Source organism: Sphingobium sp. CFD-2 (genome assembly GCF_024611135.1).
Classification (GTDB): Bacteria; Pseudomonadota; Alphaproteobacteria; order Sphingomonadales; family Sphingomonadaceae; genus Sphingobium; species Sphingobium fuliginis.
Genome location: NZ_CP084405.1, coordinates 1993498 through 2012661 on the forward strand (window position 1 = coordinate 1993498; position 19164 = coordinate 2012661).

Genomic DNA, 19164 nt, shown 5'->3' on the forward strand with positions numbered 1-19164 from the left:
ACGGTCGATGATGGGGATTGACCTGAAAGCGGCCATGCGGCGGCTCTTGCGATCTCGGCCTTGCCTCCAAAGGAAAAGGGCTCCCTCCTCATGGAGAGAGCCCTTTTCATCATCCTTATGCGTTGGCCGGTCAGGCGGCGAGCTTGCGCAGCACATATTGGAGGATGCCGCCGTTCAGGAAATAATCCAGTTCGTTGACGGTATCGATGCGGCAAAGCGCGGTGAAGGTGAAGGTGGAACCGTCCGCGCGCTTCACGATCACTTCGACATCCTGGCGCGGCTTCAGGCCGGCGACATTCTGGATGGTGAAGGTTTCGTCGCCGGTCAGACCGAACGTGTCCTTGTTCTGGCCGTCCTTGAACTGGAGCGGCAGCACGCCCATGCCGACCAGGTTCGAACGGTGGATACGTTCGAAGCTCTCTACGATGACGGCGCGCACGCCCAGCAGGTTGGTTCCCTTCGCCGCCCAGTCGCGCGACGAACCGGTGCCATATTCCTTGCCGCCGATGACGACCAGCGGGGTGCCGTCGGCCTTGTGCTTCATCGCCGCGTCGTAGATCGGCATGACTTCGCCTTCATAGCGGGTCATGCCGCCTTCCACACCGTCCAGCATCAGGTTCTTGATGCGGATATTGGCGAAGGTGCCGCGCATCATGACCTCGTGATGGCCGCGGCGCGCGCCGTAGCTGTTGAAGTCGGCCTGCGCCACCTGACGCTCCTGCAGCCACTTGCCCGCCGGGCTGGTCGCCTTGATCGAACCGGCCGGGGAGATGTGGTCGGTGGTGATCGAGTCGCCGAAGATCGCCAGCGGCTTGGCCTCCACGATGTCGGTGACCGGCTTCGGGGTCATGGTCAGGCCCTCGAAATAGGGCGGGTTGGCGACATAAGTAGAGCCGGCGCGCCAGCTATAGGTGTCCGAACCGGTGACATCGATCGCCTGCCAGTGGGCGTCGCCCTTGTAGACATTGGCATAGCGCGCCTGGAACATCTGGCGGTCCATGCAGCCCGCCATGGTCGAGGCCACTTCGTCGTTGGTCGGCCAGATGTCCTTCAGGAACACCTGCTGACCGTCCTTGCCAGTCCCGATCGGCGTGGTGATGAAGTCTTCGACCACCGTGCCCTTCAGCGCATAGGCGACGACCAGCGGCGGCGAGGCCAGGAAGTTGGCGCGCACGTCGGGCGACACGCGGCCCTCGAAATTGCGGTTGCCGGAGATGACGGCGGCGGCGACCAGGCCGTTTTCGTTGATCGCCTTGCTGATCGGCTCGGCCAGCGGGCCGGAGTTGCCGATGCAGGTGGTGCAGCCATAGCCGACGAGGTTGAAGCCGACGGCGTCGAGATGCGACTGGAGCCCTGCCTTTTCCAGATAGTCGGTGACCACCTGCGAGCCGGGCGCCAGCGAGGTCTTGACCCAGGGCTTGGGCTTCAGGCCCAGTTCGTTCGCCTTCTTGGCGACGAGGCCCGCGGCGACCAGGACGCCGGGGTTCGAGGTGTTGGTGCAGCTGGTGATCGCGGCGATGGTGACGTCGCCGTCGCCAATGTCGAAATCCTTGCCCTCGACCGGAACGCGCGCCTGGGCCTTCTTGTAGACCTTTTCCATGTCGGCGTTGAACACATCGTCCACTTCCGGCAGCGAAACGCGGTCCTGCGGGCGCTTCGGCCCTGCGAGGCTGGGGACGACGGTGCCGAGGTCCAGTTCCAGCGTGTCGGTGAAGACCGGTTCGACCGACGGATCGATCCAGAAGCCCTGCTCCTTGGCATAGGCTTCGACCAGGGCGATATTCTCTTCGGTGCGGCCGGTCAGGCGCATATAGTCGAGCGTCTTGTCGTCAATGCCGAAGAAGCCGCAGGTCGCGCCATATTCCGGCGCCATGTTGGCGAGCGTCGCGCGGTCGGCCAGCGACAGGGTGGCAAGGCCGGGGCCGAAATATTCGACGAAGCGGCCCACGACGCCACGGGCGCGCAGCATCTGGGTGCAGGTGAGGACGAGGTCGGTGGCGGTGACGCCTTCCTTCAGTTCGCCGGTGAAGCGGAAGCCGACGACTTCGGGAATGAGCATGGAGACGGGCTGGCCCAGCATCGCGGCCTCAGCCTCGATGCCGCCCACGCCCCAGCCCAGCACGCCCAGGCCGTTGATCATGGTGGTGTGGCTGTCGGTGCCGACGCAGGTGTCGGGATAGGCGACGGTGACGCCGTCGGGGCCTTCGCTCGACCAGACGGCCTGCGCGATATTTTCCAGGTTCACCTGATGGCAGATGCCGGTGCCCGGCGGCACGGCGTAGAAGTTGGCGAGCGACTTCGAACCCCATTTCAGGAAGTCGTAGCGCTCCATATTGCGCTGATATTCGATTTCCACATTCTGCTCGAACGCCTTGGGCGTGCCGAATTCGTCAACCATGACCGAGTGGTCGATGACGAGGTGGACGGGCACCTGCGGGTTGATCTTGCCGGCGTCGGCGCCCAGCGCGGTCATCGCGTCGCGCATGGCGGCCAGGTCGACCACGCAGGGAACGCCGGTGAAGTCCTGCATCAGCACGCGGGCGGGGCGATACTGGATCTCCCGCTCCGCCTTGCCCTTGTCATTCTGCCAGTCGACGATCGCCTGGATGTCGTCGGTGGTGACGGTGACGCCGTCTTCGAAACGGAGCAGGTTCTCCAGCAGCACCTTCATCGAGAAAGGCAGGCGCGAAACGTCTCCAAGCTTCGCGGCGGCCTTCTTCAGCGAATAATAGGCGATGTCCTTGCCGCCGACCTTCAAAGTGTCGCGCGTGCCGAGTGTGTCCTGTCCGATGGCGGTCATGAGTCGTGCGTCTCCTCGCAGTTGCCCGGCCAGGAGCAGGCAGGATGACGCTATTCCACCAGAGGCTCGCCGGACGGCGAAAAAAGACCGGACGGCAAGGTGGCGGGATGCGCCCCAACTCACGGCCGAAGCGGATATGTCCCGATGCGCGCCGCCATAGCGCCTGCGCGCCTCAAGTCAAATGCGAAGGCGCGAAAATGGGACGGTCCTCGATAATCTTTCTTGTAGACGCGGTCCTCCGGGGCGGGATACATTGGGTTGCAGCCGCGTTCTGGTGCAAGGAGCGGGCTTTGCAGAGATGATAAAGGGTCGCTCGCTCTGACGTTCGTCGTTGCATCAATGCTGATGTGAAGCTCGGGGGAAATTTCCGAATTTTACGTCGATGCCGAGATATATGTCTGAGGAGGAAGAGACGATGCGCCCAGTTTCCAGCCTCGCGACCGGCAAGTCTTTCGACCCGGCCTTAAGGGGTTACATCATCCACTATCATCCGGGGGAAGCCAATCACTGCCCCAGTTGCGGCCGCAGCCAGTGGATGGTCGGCCGGCTGATGGCCGAATGCGCCTATTGCGAAACCGCCCTGCCACTGGAGAACAACCGTGGTTTCGGAGCCTGCGCCCGTTTCGTCAGCACGCATGACGTCATGGCGTCAGGCGATCCGCGCGACTCGATCAATCCCTGATCGGAGGAGGGCTGCGCGCCGTCAGGCCGCGGCCACCCCCTCCACCTCCACTATGCCGTCGCCGGCATAATAGCCCTGAACCCGCACCCGCTTTTCCACATGGTCGACGGGTACCCGCAGCAACACCAGGCGGAAACTGCCGCCCAGATCGCGCTGGAGCAGAAAACCCGCCTCGTCGCGGACCAACCGCCCGGTTTCATCCACTCCAGCACCGATCTCCGTCATGGGTCATCGGTCTATCGCGTTCTTGATCCCCTTGCCAGCCATCAGGCCAAGGACGAGGAAGATGACGAACAGTGCGATCGCCAGCACGAACAGGAACTTCGCGATACCCACGAAGGCGCCCGCCGCGCCGCCGAAGCCCAATATGGCCAGCACGGCGGCGATCACGAGCGAAATAATGGCCAGACGGATCATGCGACACTCCTTCCGGTGAAAGACCTGCTCCTTCCAACGGATGGCGGGACCGCCGGTTCCTGACCGCGGTCAGGCGATCAGAACCAGAAGCGCACGCCCATCACCAGGCTCGTCGTTGCAGCCCGCTCTCCATCCCGCCGGGTGAAGCGGGCGGTGTCGCCCAGCTTGCGTTCCCAGTTGACCCCGACATAGGGCGCGAATTCACGCGCGAATTCATAGCGCAGGCGCAATCCCAACTCGATGTCGGAAAGACCCGAACCGATGCCCAGTTCCGGCACGTCCTGCGCCGCGAGGTTGATCTCCGCCGCCGGTTGCAGGATCAGGCGCTGGGTAATGCGTTGGTCGTAGCTGCCCTCCAGCCGCAGATGCGCGTCGCCCTTATCGGACAGAAAGGCCTGCGCGCCGACCTCGAACCAATAGGGGGCGAGGCCCTCTATCCCCACCACCGCATAGGTCCGCTGCGGATCGGGGCGAATGTCGTGGCGGACGCCGGCTTCCAGGTTGAACCAGGGATCGATGGAGTGGCTGTAAAGCGCCTGCACCTCCGCGCTTTCCAGCGGGCCGCCGAATTCGCCCTCTCCTTCGGTCTTGAAGGCGAAACGGTCGATGTCGCCGCCTATCCAGCCCTCCCCTTCCCAATGATAGCCGTCGGCGCCCCTGCCCATGCGATATTCGAGCCGGTCGAGCATCAGCCGGGAGAAGGTCATGCCGCCGCTTTCCTTGAGCATGGCGGCACGGGCGCGCGCCATTTCGGCGGGGTTGTAAAAGGCTTCCGAGGCATGATCGGACGGCATGGGAGGGGCCACCCCCTTGGGCACGCCGTCATCGGGCGCGGGCTGGCCGTGACCGGCATGGGCGTCCCCGGCAGGCGGATGGTCGGAATGATCGTCCTGCTGCATGGCGCCGTGGTCCATCCCGCCATGATCCTGCGCCCAGACCGGCAAGGCGGCGGAAGCGAGCAGCAGCGCGGCCAGGCAAACCGGCGCCTTCATGCCGCGTCCCCCGCGTGCCGCACGGTCACGACGCGCATCATCCCCGTGTGCATGTGCATCAGCATATGGCAGTGGAAGGCCCAATCGCCCAGCGCGTCGGCGGTAAGGTCGAAACTCACCTTTCCCCCCGGCAGCACGTTCACCGTGTGCTTGAGCGGATTATGGTCGCCCGCACCGGTCACCAGTTCGAAGAAATGGCCATGAAGATGGATCGGGTGCGGCATCATCGTGTCGTTGATCAGGTTGACGCGCACCCGCTCCCCATGGCGGAAGGGAATGGGGTCCGCCCCATCCGACAGCTTCACCCCGTCGAAGGACCACATATAGCGCTCCATGTTCGCGGTCAGGTGGATGTCGAGCGTCCGGGTCGGCGGACGCCTGTCCGCATGGGGCGTCAGCGATTTGAGATCGGCATAGGTCAGCACGCGATGGTCGACGGTCTCCAGCCCCGTCGGGCGGTCGGCGGTCCTGTCGGCCGGCATGGGCGAGAGCGTCGCGACGCCCGGTCCCATCTTCACCTGCGGCGCCACCGACCTGTCGCGCATCTTCATCGAATGGCCGGCCATGCCTTCATTGGCGGGCTGGCTGAGATCGATGACTCCGCCCTGCCCCATGTCCATTCCGGACATGTCCATGCCCATGTCCTTCATGCCGAGCAGCGGTCGGGCGCGCAGCGGCGGCACCTCCGCCGCAAGGCCCATGCGCGGCGCCAGGGTCGCCCGAACGAGGCCCGATCGGTCTATCGCTTCCGCGATCAGGGCGTAGGGCTTCGCTTCCCCGGGCTGCACCACCACATCATAGGTTTCCGCGATGCCAATCTGGAACTCGTCGGTCTCGACCGGCTGCACATACTGGCCGTCGCACTGCACCACGGTCATCGGCAGGCCCGGCAGCCGCAGGTTGAAGTTGGTCATGGCCGCCGCATTGATGATGCGCAGCCGCACCCGCTCGCCCGGCGTGAAGAGGCCGGTCCAGTTCTCCGCCGTGCCATGGCCGTTCACCAGAAAGCTGTAGGTCGATCCGGTGATGTCGGATATGTCGGTCGGGTCCATCCGCATTGCGCCCCATTCCATGCGCTCCTTCGCGTTCTGGTCCTTCCCGGCCAGCAGCCCCGCCAAGGTCTGCTTCTGCATGTTGAAATAGCCGCCCATCTGTTTGAGGCGCTTCAGCAGGACGTGCGGGTGGACCGGGCTCCAGTCGGACAGGATGACGACATGCTCGCGCGTGGCTTCCACCGGATCGGTTCCCGCCGGATCGATCACGATCGGCCCATAATGGCCGACGGCCTCCTGCATGCCGGAATGGCTGTGATACCAGTAGGTGCCGGACTGCCGGATGGGGAATTCATAGGTGAAGGTCTCGCCGGGGCGGATGCCGGGAAAGCTGACCCCCGGCACCCCGTCCATCTGGAAGGGCACGATCAGGCCGTGCCAGTGGATCGACGTATCCTCCCGCAGCCGGTTGGTGACGGACAGGCGGACATTCTGCCCTTCCTTGAGGCGGATGAGCGGCGCGGGCAGCGTGCCGTTGATCATCACCGCGTGCGCCGAACGCCCGCCGGTCGAAAAATGCCCTTCCGCCACGGTCAGGGCGATGGCCTCGCCGCTCAGCACTTCCGGGGCCGGCGTCAGGCCGGCCGTTCCGCTTCGCGCCCAGGCGGGGAAAACCCGGCTCAGCGCCAGCGCGCCGCCCAGTCCGGCAAGATTGCGGACGAGGGTGCGGCGATCGACATCGGGAAGGGTGAAGGGCATGGACAGCTCTGCAATAAGGACGGTTTCCCCCTATACGCGGCCCGTCGCCCCATCCCTCAATCCTTCAGCCAATTTGTTGCGCGCCCTGTAGAGGCGTGTTTCGACGGCTTTCTCGCTGATGCCCAATATCTGCGCCGCCTCCGCCTGGCTCATTCCCTCGATGGCGCGCAGAACCAGCACGTCCTTGAGATTGCCGGGCAATGCGGCGATGGCTGCATGGATATGCGCCAGCTCCGCCCGGGACTGGACAGCCTCCTCCGGCGTCGGCATGCCGTCCGCCACGGCGCCTGCTTCCTCTATCGGCCGGGCGAAGGTGAAGAAGCGCCGCACCGCCCGCCGCCGCGCCCAGTCACGGCATTTATTCACCGCGATCCGCGCGATCCACAGCCGGAAGGGCCGCGCGCCATCATAGCGGCCAAGCGCGGCGAAGGCGGAGATGAACGTCTCCTGCGTGATGTCGAGCGCCTCCGTCGCATCGCCCGCATGTCCCCGCGCCAGACGGAACACGGCGTCGCGATGGCGGCGCATCAGCTCGCCATAGGCGCTCTGCTGCCCGGCGAGCGCCAGCGCGGCCAGCTCTGCATCGCCGCGTTCGGTGAGCGACGGGCTCACCGCTCCGGCGGGACGGGGGCTGGCCGGGTCAGCGCCTTGACGATGGCGGCGTCGAACTGCGCCGCCTGATCCGGCCGCAGCACGGCGCGCATCGCGAAGATATGCTTCAGCGTCTCCTTCTGAAGCATGCCCATGACGTGATGCGACCGGTCGACGGCCTCGGCCACTTTCGGGCCATAGCCATGCTCCGCCGCGATCGCCTGCGCCAGTCGCGCATTGTCGGCGCGCATCTCCGCCTCCATGGCCTCGCGCCGCCTCGCGAAATCCGCCTCCAGCGCGTGAATGCGCCGTTCCTGCGCCGCATCCAGTTCCAGCTTCTGGTGGATCAGGGCATGAACCTCGCTTTCGACGCGCGGTTCCGGCGCGATCCAGGCCCGCGCCACCAGCACCGCCGCCAGCGCCGCTGCAAAGGCGACCAGCGCGACCAGCCCATAGCGTGCGGTTCCCCTCATGCCCTTGCCCCCTGCATGACTCACTGCCCCAGCAGGCGGGAGGGTGCGTAATCCGACATGCCGATGATGGCGGGCCGGGACGCCGCCTGCGCCGGGCTGCCGGGCACCACGCTGCCGATCCACCCGATGCCGACCGCGACGATCCCCGCCAGCGCGAGGCTGCGCCGCGCCACGGCCCGTTCGCGGCGCGAGACGACGCCTGCCATCACGGCGTCCTCCAGCCTTTCCAGACGCGGATCGGCGGGGGTGTTCCGCATCTGGGCGGCCACCTGGCCCAATAGCTGATCGAGGTCGCTCATCACTTTCACTCCACATAGCGGCTTCAAGCCGGCGGGCATCATCCGCCACGCCGGAAATCACCACAAACAACCATGTCCTGTCGCCTGCAATACGCAGGGCGCTTACCGACCCCTCATGCAAAAATTCCTGCGCTCCGGTCGAGGGGTCGGAAAGCGCAATGCGTAATGGTCCGTAACCGCAATCTATCGGGAGCCTATCATCATGCGTCGCAACCTGTTCACCCCCGCCATGCTGGCCGCCGCCTTCGGCCTTGCCGCCCTCCCCTCCGCAGCGCTGGCGCATCCGAAGCTGCTTTCCTCCAGCCCGGCGGCGGACGCCACCGTCTCCAAACCCACCCGGCTGACGCTCAGCTTTTCCGAAAAGCTGCTCGCGCCCTTGAGCGGCGTGGACCTCATCATGACCGGCATGCCGGGCATGGCCGATCATGCGCCGATGCCGATCAAGGGCTTCAAGACAGCGGTCGACGGGGACGGGAAGACCATGATCGTCACCCTGCCCCGGGCGCTGCCGGCCGGCAGCTACGACCTCAACTGGCACATTGTCGGCGCCGACCAGCACAAGATCGCGGGCAAATACAGCTTCTCGGTCAAATAAGGTCGATGGACTGGCTTCTCGTCACTGCCCGTTTCGCCCTGTACGCCGATCTTGCAGCGCTCGCCGGCCTGCCACTGTTCTGGTGGAGCATGGGCGGAAGCGCGCCGCGCGGGGCGATCGGCGCGCTGGCGGTGGCCGGGCTTGCGCTCTCCGCCCTGTGGCTGCTCGCCAGCGCGGCGGCCATGGCGGGAACCCCGTTCCTGCCCCCCGACTGGGGCGTCGTCGGGATATTGCTCAAGGAAACGCCGCTTGGCATGGTGCTGGCGGTGCGGGCCGTCGCGCTGCTGTCGATCCTGCCGCTGCTGCTCCGGCAGGGCGCCGGATGGAACGCCGCCCTGGCCCTGCCCGCCGCCATCGCCGCCGCGACCCTGGCCTGGTCGGGCCATGCCGCCGCCAGCGAAGGCCTTGCCGGCAGCGCCCACCGCATCGCGGACGCGCTGCATGTGCTGGCCGCCGCCGGATGGTTCGGTGCGCTGCTGGCCTTGCTGCACGCCGTGCTGTCGGGAAGGGAGAGCGGACGAACCGCCCATATGCTGGAGCGTTTCTCCCTGTTCGGCACGATCTTCGTCGCGACGCTGATCCTGACCGGCGCATTCAACGCAGTGATGATCGTCGGTATAGCCCAACTGCCCGCGCTTCTGCATGGCCTTTATGGCTGGCTGCTTCTCACCAAGCTGGCGCTGTTCGCCGGCATGCTGCTGCTCGCCGCCGCCAATCGCTGGTGGTTGACGCCGATGCTGGAGAGGAACGGAGGCGTTGCCCATCTGCGCCTGTCGCTGCTGGCGGAAACCAGCCTGGCGGTCCTCATACTGGGACTGGTCGCGGCGCTTGGGACCCTGGATCCACTGGCTTGAAATGTGGGTGATGAGGGGAGGATTGGGATTGGCGATTTCAAGACCTTCCTTCTCCTTGAGGGAGGAGGATGGGAAGCCTTGGCGACGAAGGAGCCTGGGCTGATTTAGAGGAGGGAAGCGGGCCTGCGGTCCGCGCGATCCGTTGGATCGCACCCCCCTCACCCAGCTACGACTAGGCAGCAAGCTGCCAAGTCTGCGCAGCCTTCTCCCTCAAGGGACAGGGATAAGTGGGCGTCAGATTACCACCCATCTCCCCATCGCACCGGCGGTTGCTTCAGACCCAACCTTCCAGCACCTGATTGGGCGGCCGGTGGCCGTCGACCCAACTGCGGATATTGGCGATCACCCGTGCCCCGGTGGCGTCGCGCCCCTCGATTGTCGCGGACCCCATATGCGGCAGCAGCACCACATTGGAGAGGTCCAGCAACCGGGTGTCGACCGCCGGTTCATGCGTGTAGACGTCCAGCCCAGCCCCTGCGATCCGTCCTTCCGCAAGCGCCCCGATCAAGGCCGGTTCATCCGTGATCTCGGCTCGCGAGGTGTTGATCAGATAGGCGTCGGACCGCATCAGCGCGATCCGCCGGGCGTCGATCATCCCGCGGCTGTCGGCGTTGAGCGGGCAGTGGATCGACACGATGTCGCTGCCCGCCAGCAGAGACTCCAGATCGCCATGCCAGTGCGCCTGCAATTCCTGCTCCACTTCGAAGGGAAGGCGGTGGCGGTTGTGATAGGCGATGGAAAGACCGAAGGCTGCCGCGCGGCGCGCGACCGCACGGCCGATGCGGCCCATGCCGATGATGCCCAGCTTCTTGCCGCCGATGCGGTGCCCCAGCATGCCCGACGGGCTCCAGCCGGTCCACGCGCCAGAGCGCACCAGCTTCTCCCCCTCCGCCAGGCGGCGCGGCACCGACAGGATCAACGCCATCGTCATGTCGGCGGTGTCTTCGGTCAGCACGCCGGGCGTGTTGGTGACGATGATCCCCTTCTGCCGCGCGGCATTGAGGTCGATATGATCGACGCCGCTGCCGAAGCTGGCGATGAGTTGCAGCCTCTCCGGCGCGGCCTCGATCAGCGCGGCGTCGATCTGGTCGGTGACGGACGGCACCAGCACGTCGCATTGCGCCATGGCGCGGGTCAGCGCGGCGCGATCCATCGGCACGTCACCGATGTTGAAGACCGTATCGAACAGATCGGCCATGCGCGCCTCGACATTGGGAGGCAGGCGGCGCGTAACGATGACGCGCGGCGTGGCGGGGCGCGGTTTCTTGGCCATGTCTGGCCGCTATTCCCCGTGAGGACGATGGTCAAGCGCTTATCCATATCCGCAAGAGAGCGGTTGTCGGTCATGGCCGCGAGCGGCTATGGTCCGGCAGTCAGGCAATGGGGACGATATGGGCATGAAGGGCTATCTGGGCGCGGGCATGGTCGCGGCGCTGTGCTGGGCGGGCGGGGCATGGGCCGCGCCTGCGAAGCCGGTGCCCTATTGGGCGTCGCTGACCCAGGCCGAGGCGCGCATGCGCGTGGGCCCCAGCCTGGATTACCCGTCCAACTGGGTCTATCGCCGCCGCGACCTGCCGGTGAAGGTGGTGCAGGTGCTGGGCCTGTGGCGCAAGGTGGAGGATTCGACCGGCACGCAGGGGTGGATGCATGTCCGCCTGCTGAGCGACACCCCCACCGCCATCGTCACGGCGGACATCGCTCCGATGCGCGATTCCCCCAGCGAGGACGCCCGCGCCCTGTTCCGCGCGCAGAAGGGCGTGGTGGGGCGGCTTTCCTCCTGCGGCAAGGGCTGGTGCGCCTTCGACGTAGGGGGGCAGAAGGGCTTCATCCGCGCCAGCGACATATGGGGCGCGACGGGGTAGCGCCGCTCATTCGCCCTCTTCGTCGAACCGGTCGGCGTGCATCAGCCGCTTCACCAGGGGCGCCAGCGCCATGACGACCAGCCCCGCACCGACCGACCACCAGCCGATCCTGCCATAGACCGCCAGCACATCGCCGCGGGAGGCCGCGCCGCCCTCTCCGCCCGTCGCCGCCGCAATCAGCCCGGCGGCATATTCGCCCAGCGCCATGGCCAGGAACCAGATGCCCATCATCAGGCCGATCATCCGCGACGGCGCCAGTTTCGACATGGCGGACAGGCCGACAGGGGACAGGCAGAGTTCGCCCAGCGTGTGGCAAAGATAGAGCAGGAAGATGAACAGCACCGGCGTCAGCGTGCCGGGCGCGCCGGTTCCCGCCACCAGGATCAGGAAGCCCGCGCCCACCAGCGCCAGCGCAATGCCGAACTTGGCAGGAGTGGAGGGTTCCCAACCCCGCTCCGCCAGCCAGATCCACAAGCCCGCCATCACCGGTCCGAACATCAATATATAGGCGGCGTTGACGGACTGGAACATCGAGGCGGGCACGTTGAAGCCCCAGATGTTCCGGTCCGTATAGCGATCCGTGAAAAGGCTGAGCGACGATCCCGTCTGTTCGTACAGGCCCCAGAAGAGCGGATTGATGACCAGCAGGAACAGCGCCGCCAGCATCCGGTCGCGGCCGATCCGCTCCATCCGGCCGAACGCTTCCCAGAGGATGTACAGCACGACGGCGACGCTTGCCGCGGCCAGCATCCAGCCGACGATCACATGATTCTGGATCAGGAACCAGCACAGCGCGATGAACGCCAGGCTGGAAAGATAGACCAGCCATTCGCGGCTGAGGATGCCGCCGACACGCTGCCTGAGGCGTTCGGGATCGCGCGGCTCGCCCTTGCCCTGAAGCAGCGGCCTGCACAGCATGAAGCCGATCACGCCCGCGATCATGCCGACCGACGCCGCGCCGAAGCCCCAGTGCCAGCCCCATGTCTGGCCCAGATAGCCGCAGATGACCGGGCCTATTGTCGCACCCAGGTTGATACCCATGTAGAAGATCGTATAGGCCGGGTCGCGTCGCATGTCGTCGCGCGGATAGAGCTGCCCCACCAGTGCCGAAACGCTGGATTTGAGGAAGCCCGTACCCGTGATCACCGTCGCCAGGCCGAGCCAGAACAGGCCAAGGCCCATGGCCCCCGCATCGTCGCTTTCCATGCCCAAAATGATGTGCCCGGCGGCGATGACGACACCGCCGAACAGCACGGCCTTGCGCTGGCCGAGATAGCGGTCCGCCAGATAGCCGCCCATCAGCGGCGAGATGTAGATCAGCGACATATAGGCGCCATAGGCGTAGCTGGCGTCGCGATCGGAAAAGAGGAAATGCTGCGTCAGGTAGAAGATCAGCAGCGCACGCATGCCGTAGAAGGAGAATCGTTCCCACATCTCCACGAAGAACAGCAGGAACAGCCCACGCGGATGGCCGAGCCAGGTCCTGCCCGCTCCTGCCCCGGCGGGCGTTGAAATGGAGGTCGCCATCCGGCCCCTTATCCTATCTTGTTGCGGGCCCTGCGAAACGCATCCCTTGTCGCCGCCAGCCTAGAACCGAAATTATTCGTCTGTCAAAGAGCGGCCCTGCCCTTGCGTCCTGTCCGCCGCCGGGCCATCTGGACGGCCATGTTCAACGACCGCAGTTCTCCGCTCTCGCTTCTCCAGACCCGCCGATCGGGCAAGCCCCGCGACCTGATCGCGCCGGGACCGGACGAAGGCCAGCTCCGCACGATATTGGAGGTGGCGCAGCGCACGCCCGATCATGGTAAGCTGGCGCCCTGGCGCTTCGTGATCGTGCCGCTGGAGAAGCGGAACGCTCTCGCGGCATTGCTCGAGACGGCGTATCGCGCCGAAAAGCCCGATGCCGGGCGGCTGGAGATGGAGTCAATGCGCCAGTTCGCGCATCAGGCGCCCACGCTGGTCGTCGCGCTGTCCGCGCCGGTGGAGGGTAGCAAGATCCCTGTGTGGGAACAGGAACTGTCGGCGGGCGCGGCGATCATGAATCTGCTCCATGCAGCGCATGCGCTGGGCTTTGCGGCGGGCTGGCTGACGGGCTGGCCCAGCTATAATGAGGATGTGCGCGCGGCCTTTGCGAAAGCCGGGGAACGGATCGCGGGCTTCATCTTCATCGGCACTGCGGGACGGGAACAGGAAGAGCGTCCTAGGCCAGAATATGACAATATAGTTTCTGTCTGGGACAGATAGTTACACGCTCAACCGGATATGGCGCAAGGGCGTCGCTTGACCTGCCACGCTGTATTATGGCACTGATGCACCATGGCCGACGACTCAAAACCCGTCTATCTCCGCCTTCGGGAGATCATCGCCGCTTCTATTCTGGACGGGGAATTTCGCGACGGGGACATGTTGCCTTCCGTGCGCGCCCTGGCCGCGCAGCAGGGCGCCAATCCGCTGACGGTGGCGAAGGCCTATCAATGCTTTCAGGACGATGGGCTGATCGTGGTGAAGCGCGGCGTCGGCATGTTCGTCGCCGACGGCGCGACGCGGCGGTTGCGGGAAATGGAACGGGCGCGCTTCATGGAGACCGTATGGCCGCCTGTGGCGGATCAGATCAGGAGGCTGGGAATCAGCGCGGCGGATCTGGATTTGCAACGAGCCTAGGATTGCCCTGCGTTTTTCCATGAGCGCAGAGGGTGCGGGTGACGTGATAAGTTCGTGAGCCGCCGGGCTGGCTGATTTGGGTGGATTGCGGACATTCCCCCTCCCGCCTGCGGGAGGGGGCTAGGGGGTGGGCTGGCGCGACATCAGCGTGAATTTTCAACGGCTAAGCTGGAAGCTCGCTACGCTCGCGCCCACCCCTAACCCCTCCCGTTTACGGGAGGGGAATGTCTTGGATTGGCCATTTCCCCGCACTCCAATGGACGCGGCGCGCTTTGGTACAATCGGGGCCTTCAATTCTGCATCCGATATTGCTTCAGCAGATCGTAGAGCGTCGGCCGGCTGATCCCCAGCATCTTCGCCGCGCCGGAGATATTCCCGTCCGTCCGCGCAATCGCCCGGCGGATCGCGCGGCGGTCGGCCATTTCCCGCGCCGCCTTCAGGTTCACCACATCACCGCCTTCGGCGCGATCCCCGTCCAGATCGAGATCGGCCGCGGTCACATGCTTGCCGTCGGCCATGATGACGGCGCGCTTCATGCGGTTTTCCAGCTCTCGCACATTGCCGGGCCAGCCCCAGGCGTCGAGCGCCGCCAGCGCATCGGGCGCGAGCCCCTTGACCTGCGGATTCATCTCCTTGGCGAAGCGGTGGAGGAAATGCCGCGCCAGCAGCGCCGGATCGCCCGGCCGCTCCCGGAGAGCGGGAATGCGCACGACGATCTCCGCCAGGCGATAATAGAGGTCCTCCCGGAAAGTGCCTGCCGCGATCATGGCTTCCAGATCCTGATGCGTGGCGCAGACGATCCGCGTGTCGACCGATATGGGCTGGCGTCCGCCGATCCGTTCGATCACCCGCTCCTGCAGGAAGCGCAGCAGCTTCACCTGCAAGGCCAGCGGTATGTCGCCCAGTTCGTCCAGGAAGAGCGTGCCGCCCTGCGCCTGCTCGATCTTGCCGGGCGTGGTCTTGATCGCCCCGGTGAAGGCGCCCTTCTCATGCCCGAACAGTTCGGCCTCCAGCAATGTTTCGGGAATCGCCGCGCAGTTGATCGCGACGAAGGCCCCGTCCCGGCGCGGGCTGGCATCGTGCAGGCCCTGCGCCAGCAATTCCTTGCCGGTGCCGCTTGCGCCTAGCAGCAGGACGGAAACGTCCGCGGCCGCCACCCGTTCTATGGTGCGGGCGACCTTCATCATTTCCGGCGCGGCGGTGATCAGCCGGCCCAGCACGCGCCCGCCCTCCGGCGCGGTTTCGGCCAGCCGGGCATTTTCCCGCTCCAGCGCATGGACGTGGAAGGCGCGGCGGACGATCAGCCCCAGCTCATCGATGTCGACCGGCTTCTGGTAGAAATCATAGGCGCCGCCGGAAATGGCCTGCAGCGCGCTTTCCCGCGCCCCATGGCCGGACGCGACGATGACCTTCGTGTCCGGCTTGATCCGCAGCATTTCCGCCAGCGTCGCGAACCCTTCGCTGGTGCCGTCGGGATCGGGCGGCAGGCCCAGGTCCAGCGTCACCACATCGGGCGCCTGCTCGCGCAGCATCTCTATCGCTTCCTCCCGGTCGCCCGCGATGAAGAGCTGATATTCCTCATAGGCCCAACGCAATTGCCGTTGCAGGCCCGGATCGTCCTCGACGATCAGCAGTTTCGGTCGCATGTCGCTCATCAGGCGGCCTTCCCCCTAAGATCCTGTTGCGCCAAAGGCAGGCGCAGCGTGAACCGGCTCCCCACGCCGGGCTTGCTTTCCACATCGATCCGCCCGCCCATCGCCTGGGCCAGCGCCCGCGCCTCGAACGCGCCGATGCCAAAGCCCCCCGCCTTGCTGGAGGAGAAGGGCTTGAACAATTCGCGGCGGATGAATTCCGCGGTCATCCCCCGGCCCTGATCGACGACATCCAGCAGGGCGCAGGCATCATCGGCGGACAAGCGCAATTCCACGGGGCTGTCCGGCCGGCTGGCGTCGATGGCGTTCTGGAGCAGGTGGGTGACGATCTGCTCGACCCTGGCGGGATCGGCCAGCACGGGCGGCGCGTCGCCGGTCACGCCTATTTCGTGCTGGCGCGAGCGGGTGCGCGCGACCTGCTCCGCCACTTCGCGCAGCGCCATGGGCCGGGGTTCCTCCGCCCGGCCCTTGTTATGCTGCGACAGGCGCGCGAGCATGTCGTTCATCTTGCCCACCGATTCCTTCAGCGTCAGCACCATGTCGGTGCGGAAATCCGGATTGTCGGCGTGCCGCTCCGCATTGCGGGCGAGCAGCGAAAGCTGGCTCACCAGATTCTTGACGTCATGGATGATGAAGGCGAAGCGGCGGTTGAACTCCTCGAAACGCTGGGCGTCGTCCAGCGCCTGCTGGCCCTGCGCCTCGCTCAGATAGCTGGCCGCCTGCCGTCCGGCGGCGCGCAGCATGTCGAAATCCTCCCAATCGAGCCGGCGGTCGATCGGCGGGCGGGCAAGCAGGATCGCGCCGATCAGCCGGCCGAAATGGATCAGCGGCACCAGCGCCCAGGCGCGGCGGTCCAGGCTCATCCAGCCCGGCGCGCTGATTTCCCCGGCCCCGGAAGGCGGGCGGTCGATGTCGATGATCCAGCCGCTCTGTTCGATGAGGGCGGCGAGCGGGGCGGGCACGACCGATCCGTCCGGCCTGTCCCCCTGCCAGTTCCAATGCGTTTCGAACGCCAGCGCGCCGTCGTCCGCGCGCAGCATCAGCAGGGCGGCGGGAGAATCGGTGATGTCGGCCACCGCCTTCGCCACGCGCTCCCCCAAAGGCAGGGCATTGTCGCCGGGGCGGCCTATGGTGTCGCCGAAACGCATCCATTCGGTGCGATAGTCATAGCGGTGCTGGAAGAAATGCTTGGCCACCTGCACCTTCCAGAAGGCGCGGAGCCGGCGGGAAGGCAGCAGCACGAGCGCGCTTACCGCCAGGAAGAAGACGCAGCCGATCTCGACCGCGCGGGCATAGGGTCCGGCGACCAGTTCCACCAGCACCGCCGCCGCCGCCAGCACCACGATGTAGAGCGCGATGGCCGCGAGGGAGAGCGACTGGAATGTCAGGGTGCGGGACAGTTGCAGCCGTCCGGCCATGTCGGCGCGCATTCCCGCCGCGATCACCGGGGCCAGCAGCGCCATCATCGGCCCGCGCAGCGCGTAGAGATCGCTTGCCCGGTCGATGGCGAAGGTGGCGATGGCATAGAGATTGAGGTCATATGTCCACATCGCCGCCAGCGCCCCCAGCAGCAGCGCCACCCGCTCCCGTTCCCGAACCGGCCAACTGATATAGAGATGATGGACCAGCATCAGGCTGCCGATGGCGGTCATCAGGTGCAGCACCAGCGAGGCGTGAAGAAGCGCGCGGTGCAGGTCGCTAGGCTCCGGCAATTGCCGCCAGATGAGGTCGGTGAAGGTCTGAAGCAGGATGATTCCCGCCACGGCGGCATAGACCGATCCGATCGCCAGCAGGGATTCTCCCCGCACCGCGCCGTTCCGCCGCAGCATCGCGAACAGCAGCAGCAGCCAGGCCGCGTTTCGGATATTTTCTCCGATGCCGGTCAGCGGCTTGCCCACCCCGCCGAAGGAGACATAGAGCGACCAGCAGGCGGTCAGCAGCAGCGCGGCGGCCAGCAGGCGCTGTTCGGCGGCTTCTTCCCGGCGGCGCAGGACGAAAATGCCGAGCGCCGCGAACAGCACGGCGGCCAGCGCATGGCCCCAGTCCCCGACGAATTGCAGCAGGCCGCTCACCGCGCCCCCTCCGGCCAGAGGATGACGCGCAGCGTCTGGATGAGGATCAGCAGATCGAGGAAAGGCGTGTAGTTCTTGGCGTAATAAAGATCATATTCCAGCTTGTTCCGGGCATCCTCTATCGACGCGCCATAGGGATAGTTGATCTGCGCCCAGCCGGTGATGCCGGGCTTCACCATGTGCCGCTCCGCATAATAGCGCAGATGCTGTTCCAGATCCTCGACGAACTGGCGGCGTTCGGGGCGCGGGCCGACGAAGCTCATCTCGCCCTTCAGCACCGTCCATGTCTGCGGCAGTTCGTCGATGCGCAGCTTGCGCAGCCAATAGCCAAGGCGGGTGATGCGCGGATCGTCCTTTTCCGCCCAGACCGCCTGGCCGGACAGTTCCGCGTCCTGCCGCATGGTGCGCAGCTTCACGATCCAGAATTCCTCGCCATACAGGCCGACGCGCTGCTGGCGGTAGAAGGCGGGGCCCTTGCTGTCGAGCTTCACCAGGATCGCGGCGAGCAGGATGATGGGGCCGGTCAGCAGCAGCAGGATCGAACTGGCGAGGACGTCGAACAGCCGCTTGGCGATGCTGGACAGGCGGCGGCCGGCGGAAAAGCCGTCGGAGAAGATCAGCCAGCTCGGATTGACGCTGTCCAGGTCGACGCGGCCGGTTTCCCGCTCCAGGAAGGTGGAGATTTCGTTCACATGGACGCCGGTGGTCTTGATGCGCAGCAGGTCGCTCAGCGGCAAGGCGTTGCGCCGTTCCTCCAGCGCCAGCACCACCTCGCTCGCGGCCAGGCGGACGACGAAATCGGCGAGATTGTAGATGGCGCTGCGGTTGATCGCTTCCGGGATCACCTGCGTGCCGTCATTCATCGCGATGTAGCCGACGACGAGGAAGCCAGATCCCTTGCGCTGCTCGATCTCCCGGATGCGGTCGGCGCGATTGCCCGCGCCCAGCACGACCAGCCGCCGCTTGAACGCCTCGCCGCCGAGCATCGATCCCAAAAGGACGCGGATCGCCAGCAGCAGGGCAATGGCGAGTCCCATGGCGTAGAGCGAATTGGACCGCCAGAGCGTGATGTCCGGCAGCAGGAAATGCATGACCGACAGGAACAGCACGCCCAGCGATATGGCGACCAGCAGGCGCGCCAGCGCGTAGCGGATCGATTGCAGCGCCTCCGGCCCATAGACGCCGACCGCGATCATCGCTGTCTGTATGGCCAGGCCGAAACTGAGCAGCGGCGCGATGCGGGTCGACACATGATCGACCTCCATGCCGATCTGGCGGGCGCGCAGAATCCACCCGCCTTCAGCCGCCGCCATCAGCAGCATGAAGTCCAGAAGGCCGAGCAGCAGGACCGCATGCGGCACATAATGTTTGAACAATCTTATCATTCGTCGCGCGTTCCCGCTGCGCCCGGCGGGCAGGTGACAGCCGGATCAGCTTACAGGCGCTGTAAGGAAATCCGACAC

General features: G+C 65.8%; 19 protein-coding genes. 6 read left to right on the plus strand and 13 right to left on the minus strand.

The annotated features are described in order from the left end of the window. Positions 1-130: 130 nt before the first annotated feature. Positions 131-2800 carry an aconitate hydratase AcnA gene (acnA, locus tag LDB29_RS09615; RefSeq protein WP_025551821.1) on the minus strand — a complete coding sequence of 890 codons (2670 nt, stop codon included), beginning with the start codon at positions 2798-2800 and terminating at the stop codon, positions 131-133. Between the two features lie 415 nt (positions 2801-3215). Here acnA and LDB29_RS09620 point away from each other — a divergent pair, with 415 nt between their 5' ends. Next, positions 3216-3482, plus strand: coding sequence for a hypothetical protein (locus tag LDB29_RS09620; protein WP_044662520.1), 267 nt, complete (start codon positions 3216-3218; stop codon positions 3480-3482). A 21-nt stretch (positions 3483-3503) separates the two neighbouring features. Here the strand turns inward: LDB29_RS09620 and LDB29_RS09625 are convergent, their stop codons facing one another. From LDB29_RS09625 to LDB29_RS09655, 7 genes are all read right to left on the minus strand, one after another. Then, complete coding sequence (locus LDB29_RS09625; protein ID WP_044662521.1) at positions 3504-3707, minus strand: DUF5818 domain-containing protein; 204 nt, start codon at positions 3705-3707, stop codon at positions 3504-3506. Between the two features lie 3 nt (positions 3708-3710). Next, positions 3711-3899: a DUF1328 domain-containing protein gene (locus LDB29_RS09630; RefSeq protein WP_025551823.1), complete on the minus strand. Its 189-nt coding sequence runs from the start codon at positions 3897-3899 to the stop codon at positions 3711-3713. 77 nt (positions 3900-3976) lie between these two features. After that, positions 3977-4891 (minus strand): copper resistance protein B, encoded by a 915-nt coding sequence (locus LDB29_RS09635; protein ID WP_025551825.1) that lies wholly within the window; start codon positions 4889-4891, stop codon positions 3977-3979. After that, positions 4888-6642, minus strand: coding sequence for a copper resistance system multicopper oxidase (locus LDB29_RS09640; RefSeq protein ID WP_037484133.1), 1755 nt, complete (start codon positions 6640-6642; stop codon positions 4888-4890). Before LDB29_RS09640 ends, LDB29_RS09635 begins: the two co-directional genes overlap by 4 nt. 30 nt (positions 6643-6672) lie before the next feature. Next, positions 6673-7254 carry an RNA polymerase sigma factor gene (locus tag LDB29_RS09645; RefSeq protein ID WP_025551829.1) on the minus strand — a complete coding sequence of 194 codons (582 nt, stop codon included), beginning with the start codon at positions 7252-7254 and terminating at the stop codon, positions 6673-6675. After that, a complete protein-coding gene (locus tag LDB29_RS09650) occupies positions 7251-7706 on the minus strand; it encodes a periplasmic heavy metal sensor (protein WP_025551831.1) in 456 nt (151 codons plus the stop codon). The genes LDB29_RS09645 and LDB29_RS09650 overlap by 4 nt, the downstream gene beginning before the upstream one ends. 20 nt (positions 7707-7726) lie before the next feature. Continuing rightward, complete coding sequence (locus tag LDB29_RS09655) at positions 7727-8005, minus strand: hypothetical protein (RefSeq protein WP_025551832.1); 279 nt, start codon at positions 8003-8005, stop codon at positions 7727-7729. A 202-nt stretch (positions 8006-8207) separates the two neighbouring features. Between LDB29_RS09655 and copC the strand changes: the two genes are divergently transcribed. Together copC and copD are read left to right on the plus strand one after the other, a co-directional pair. Beyond that, positions 8208-8600: a copper homeostasis periplasmic binding protein CopC gene (copC, locus tag LDB29_RS09660; protein ID WP_025551834.1), complete on the plus strand. Its 393-nt coding sequence runs from the start codon at positions 8208-8210 to the stop codon at positions 8598-8600. A 5-nt stretch (positions 8601-8605) separates the two neighbouring features. Next, positions 8606-9454, plus strand: coding sequence for a copper homeostasis membrane protein CopD (copD, locus tag LDB29_RS09665; protein WP_025551835.1), 849 nt, complete (start codon positions 8606-8608; stop codon positions 9452-9454). A 274-nt stretch (positions 9455-9728) separates the two neighbouring features. On the opposite strand, the gene LDB29_RS09670 is transcribed toward copD, so the two are convergent. Further along, complete coding sequence (locus LDB29_RS09670; RefSeq protein ID WP_025552184.1) at positions 9729-10727, minus strand: D-glycerate dehydrogenase; 999 nt, start codon at positions 10725-10727, stop codon at positions 9729-9731. Positions 10728-10845: 118 nt separating this feature from the next. Between LDB29_RS09670 and LDB29_RS09675 the strand changes: the two genes are divergently transcribed. Beyond that, positions 10846-11316: an SH3 domain-containing protein gene (locus tag LDB29_RS09675; protein WP_061935501.1), complete on the plus strand. Its 471-nt coding sequence runs from the start codon at positions 10846-10848 to the stop codon at positions 11314-11316. 6 nt (positions 11317-11322) lie between these two features. Here the strand turns inward: LDB29_RS09675 and LDB29_RS09680 are convergent, their stop codons facing one another. Further along, positions 11323-12843, minus strand: a complete 1521-nt coding sequence (locus tag LDB29_RS09680; protein WP_025552186.1) for a peptide MFS transporter — start codon at positions 12841-12843, stop codon at positions 11323-11325. Between the two features lie 138 nt (positions 12844-12981). On the opposite strand from LDB29_RS09680, the gene LDB29_RS09685 reads away from it, so the two are divergent. Together LDB29_RS09685 and LDB29_RS09690 are read left to right on the plus strand one after the other, a co-directional pair. Beyond that, positions 12982-13560, plus strand: coding sequence for a nitroreductase (locus LDB29_RS09685; protein ID WP_025552188.1), 579 nt, complete (start codon positions 12982-12984; stop codon positions 13558-13560). Between the two features lie 72 nt (positions 13561-13632). Further along, on the plus strand, positions 13633-13977 hold the full coding sequence (locus tag LDB29_RS09690) for a GntR family transcriptional regulator (RefSeq protein ID WP_025552190.1): 345 nt from the start codon (positions 13633-13635) through the stop codon (positions 13975-13977). Positions 13978-14267: 290 nt separating this feature from the next. Here LDB29_RS09690 and prsR read toward each other — a convergent pair whose 3' ends face one another. Genes prsR through LDB29_RS09705 form a run of 3 tightly spaced genes read right to left on the minus strand, consistent with a single transcriptional unit; the run spans position 14268 to position 19086 of the window. Continuing rightward, positions 14268-15632, minus strand: a complete 1365-nt coding sequence (gene prsR, locus LDB29_RS09695) for a PEP-CTERM-box response regulator transcription factor (RefSeq protein ID WP_025549515.1) — start codon at positions 15630-15632, stop codon at positions 14268-14270. Further along, complete coding sequence (gene prsK / locus LDB29_RS09700) at positions 15632-17701, minus strand: XrtA/PEP-CTERM system histidine kinase PrsK (protein WP_025549516.1); 2070 nt, start codon at positions 17699-17701, stop codon at positions 15632-15634. Before prsK ends, prsR begins: the two co-directional genes overlap by 1 nt. After that, complete coding sequence (locus LDB29_RS09705) at positions 17698-19086, minus strand: TIGR03013 family XrtA/PEP-CTERM system glycosyltransferase (RefSeq protein WP_025549517.1); 1389 nt, start codon at positions 19084-19086, stop codon at positions 17698-17700. Before LDB29_RS09705 ends, prsK begins: the two co-directional genes overlap by 4 nt. Positions 19087-19164: the final 78 nt, after the last annotated feature.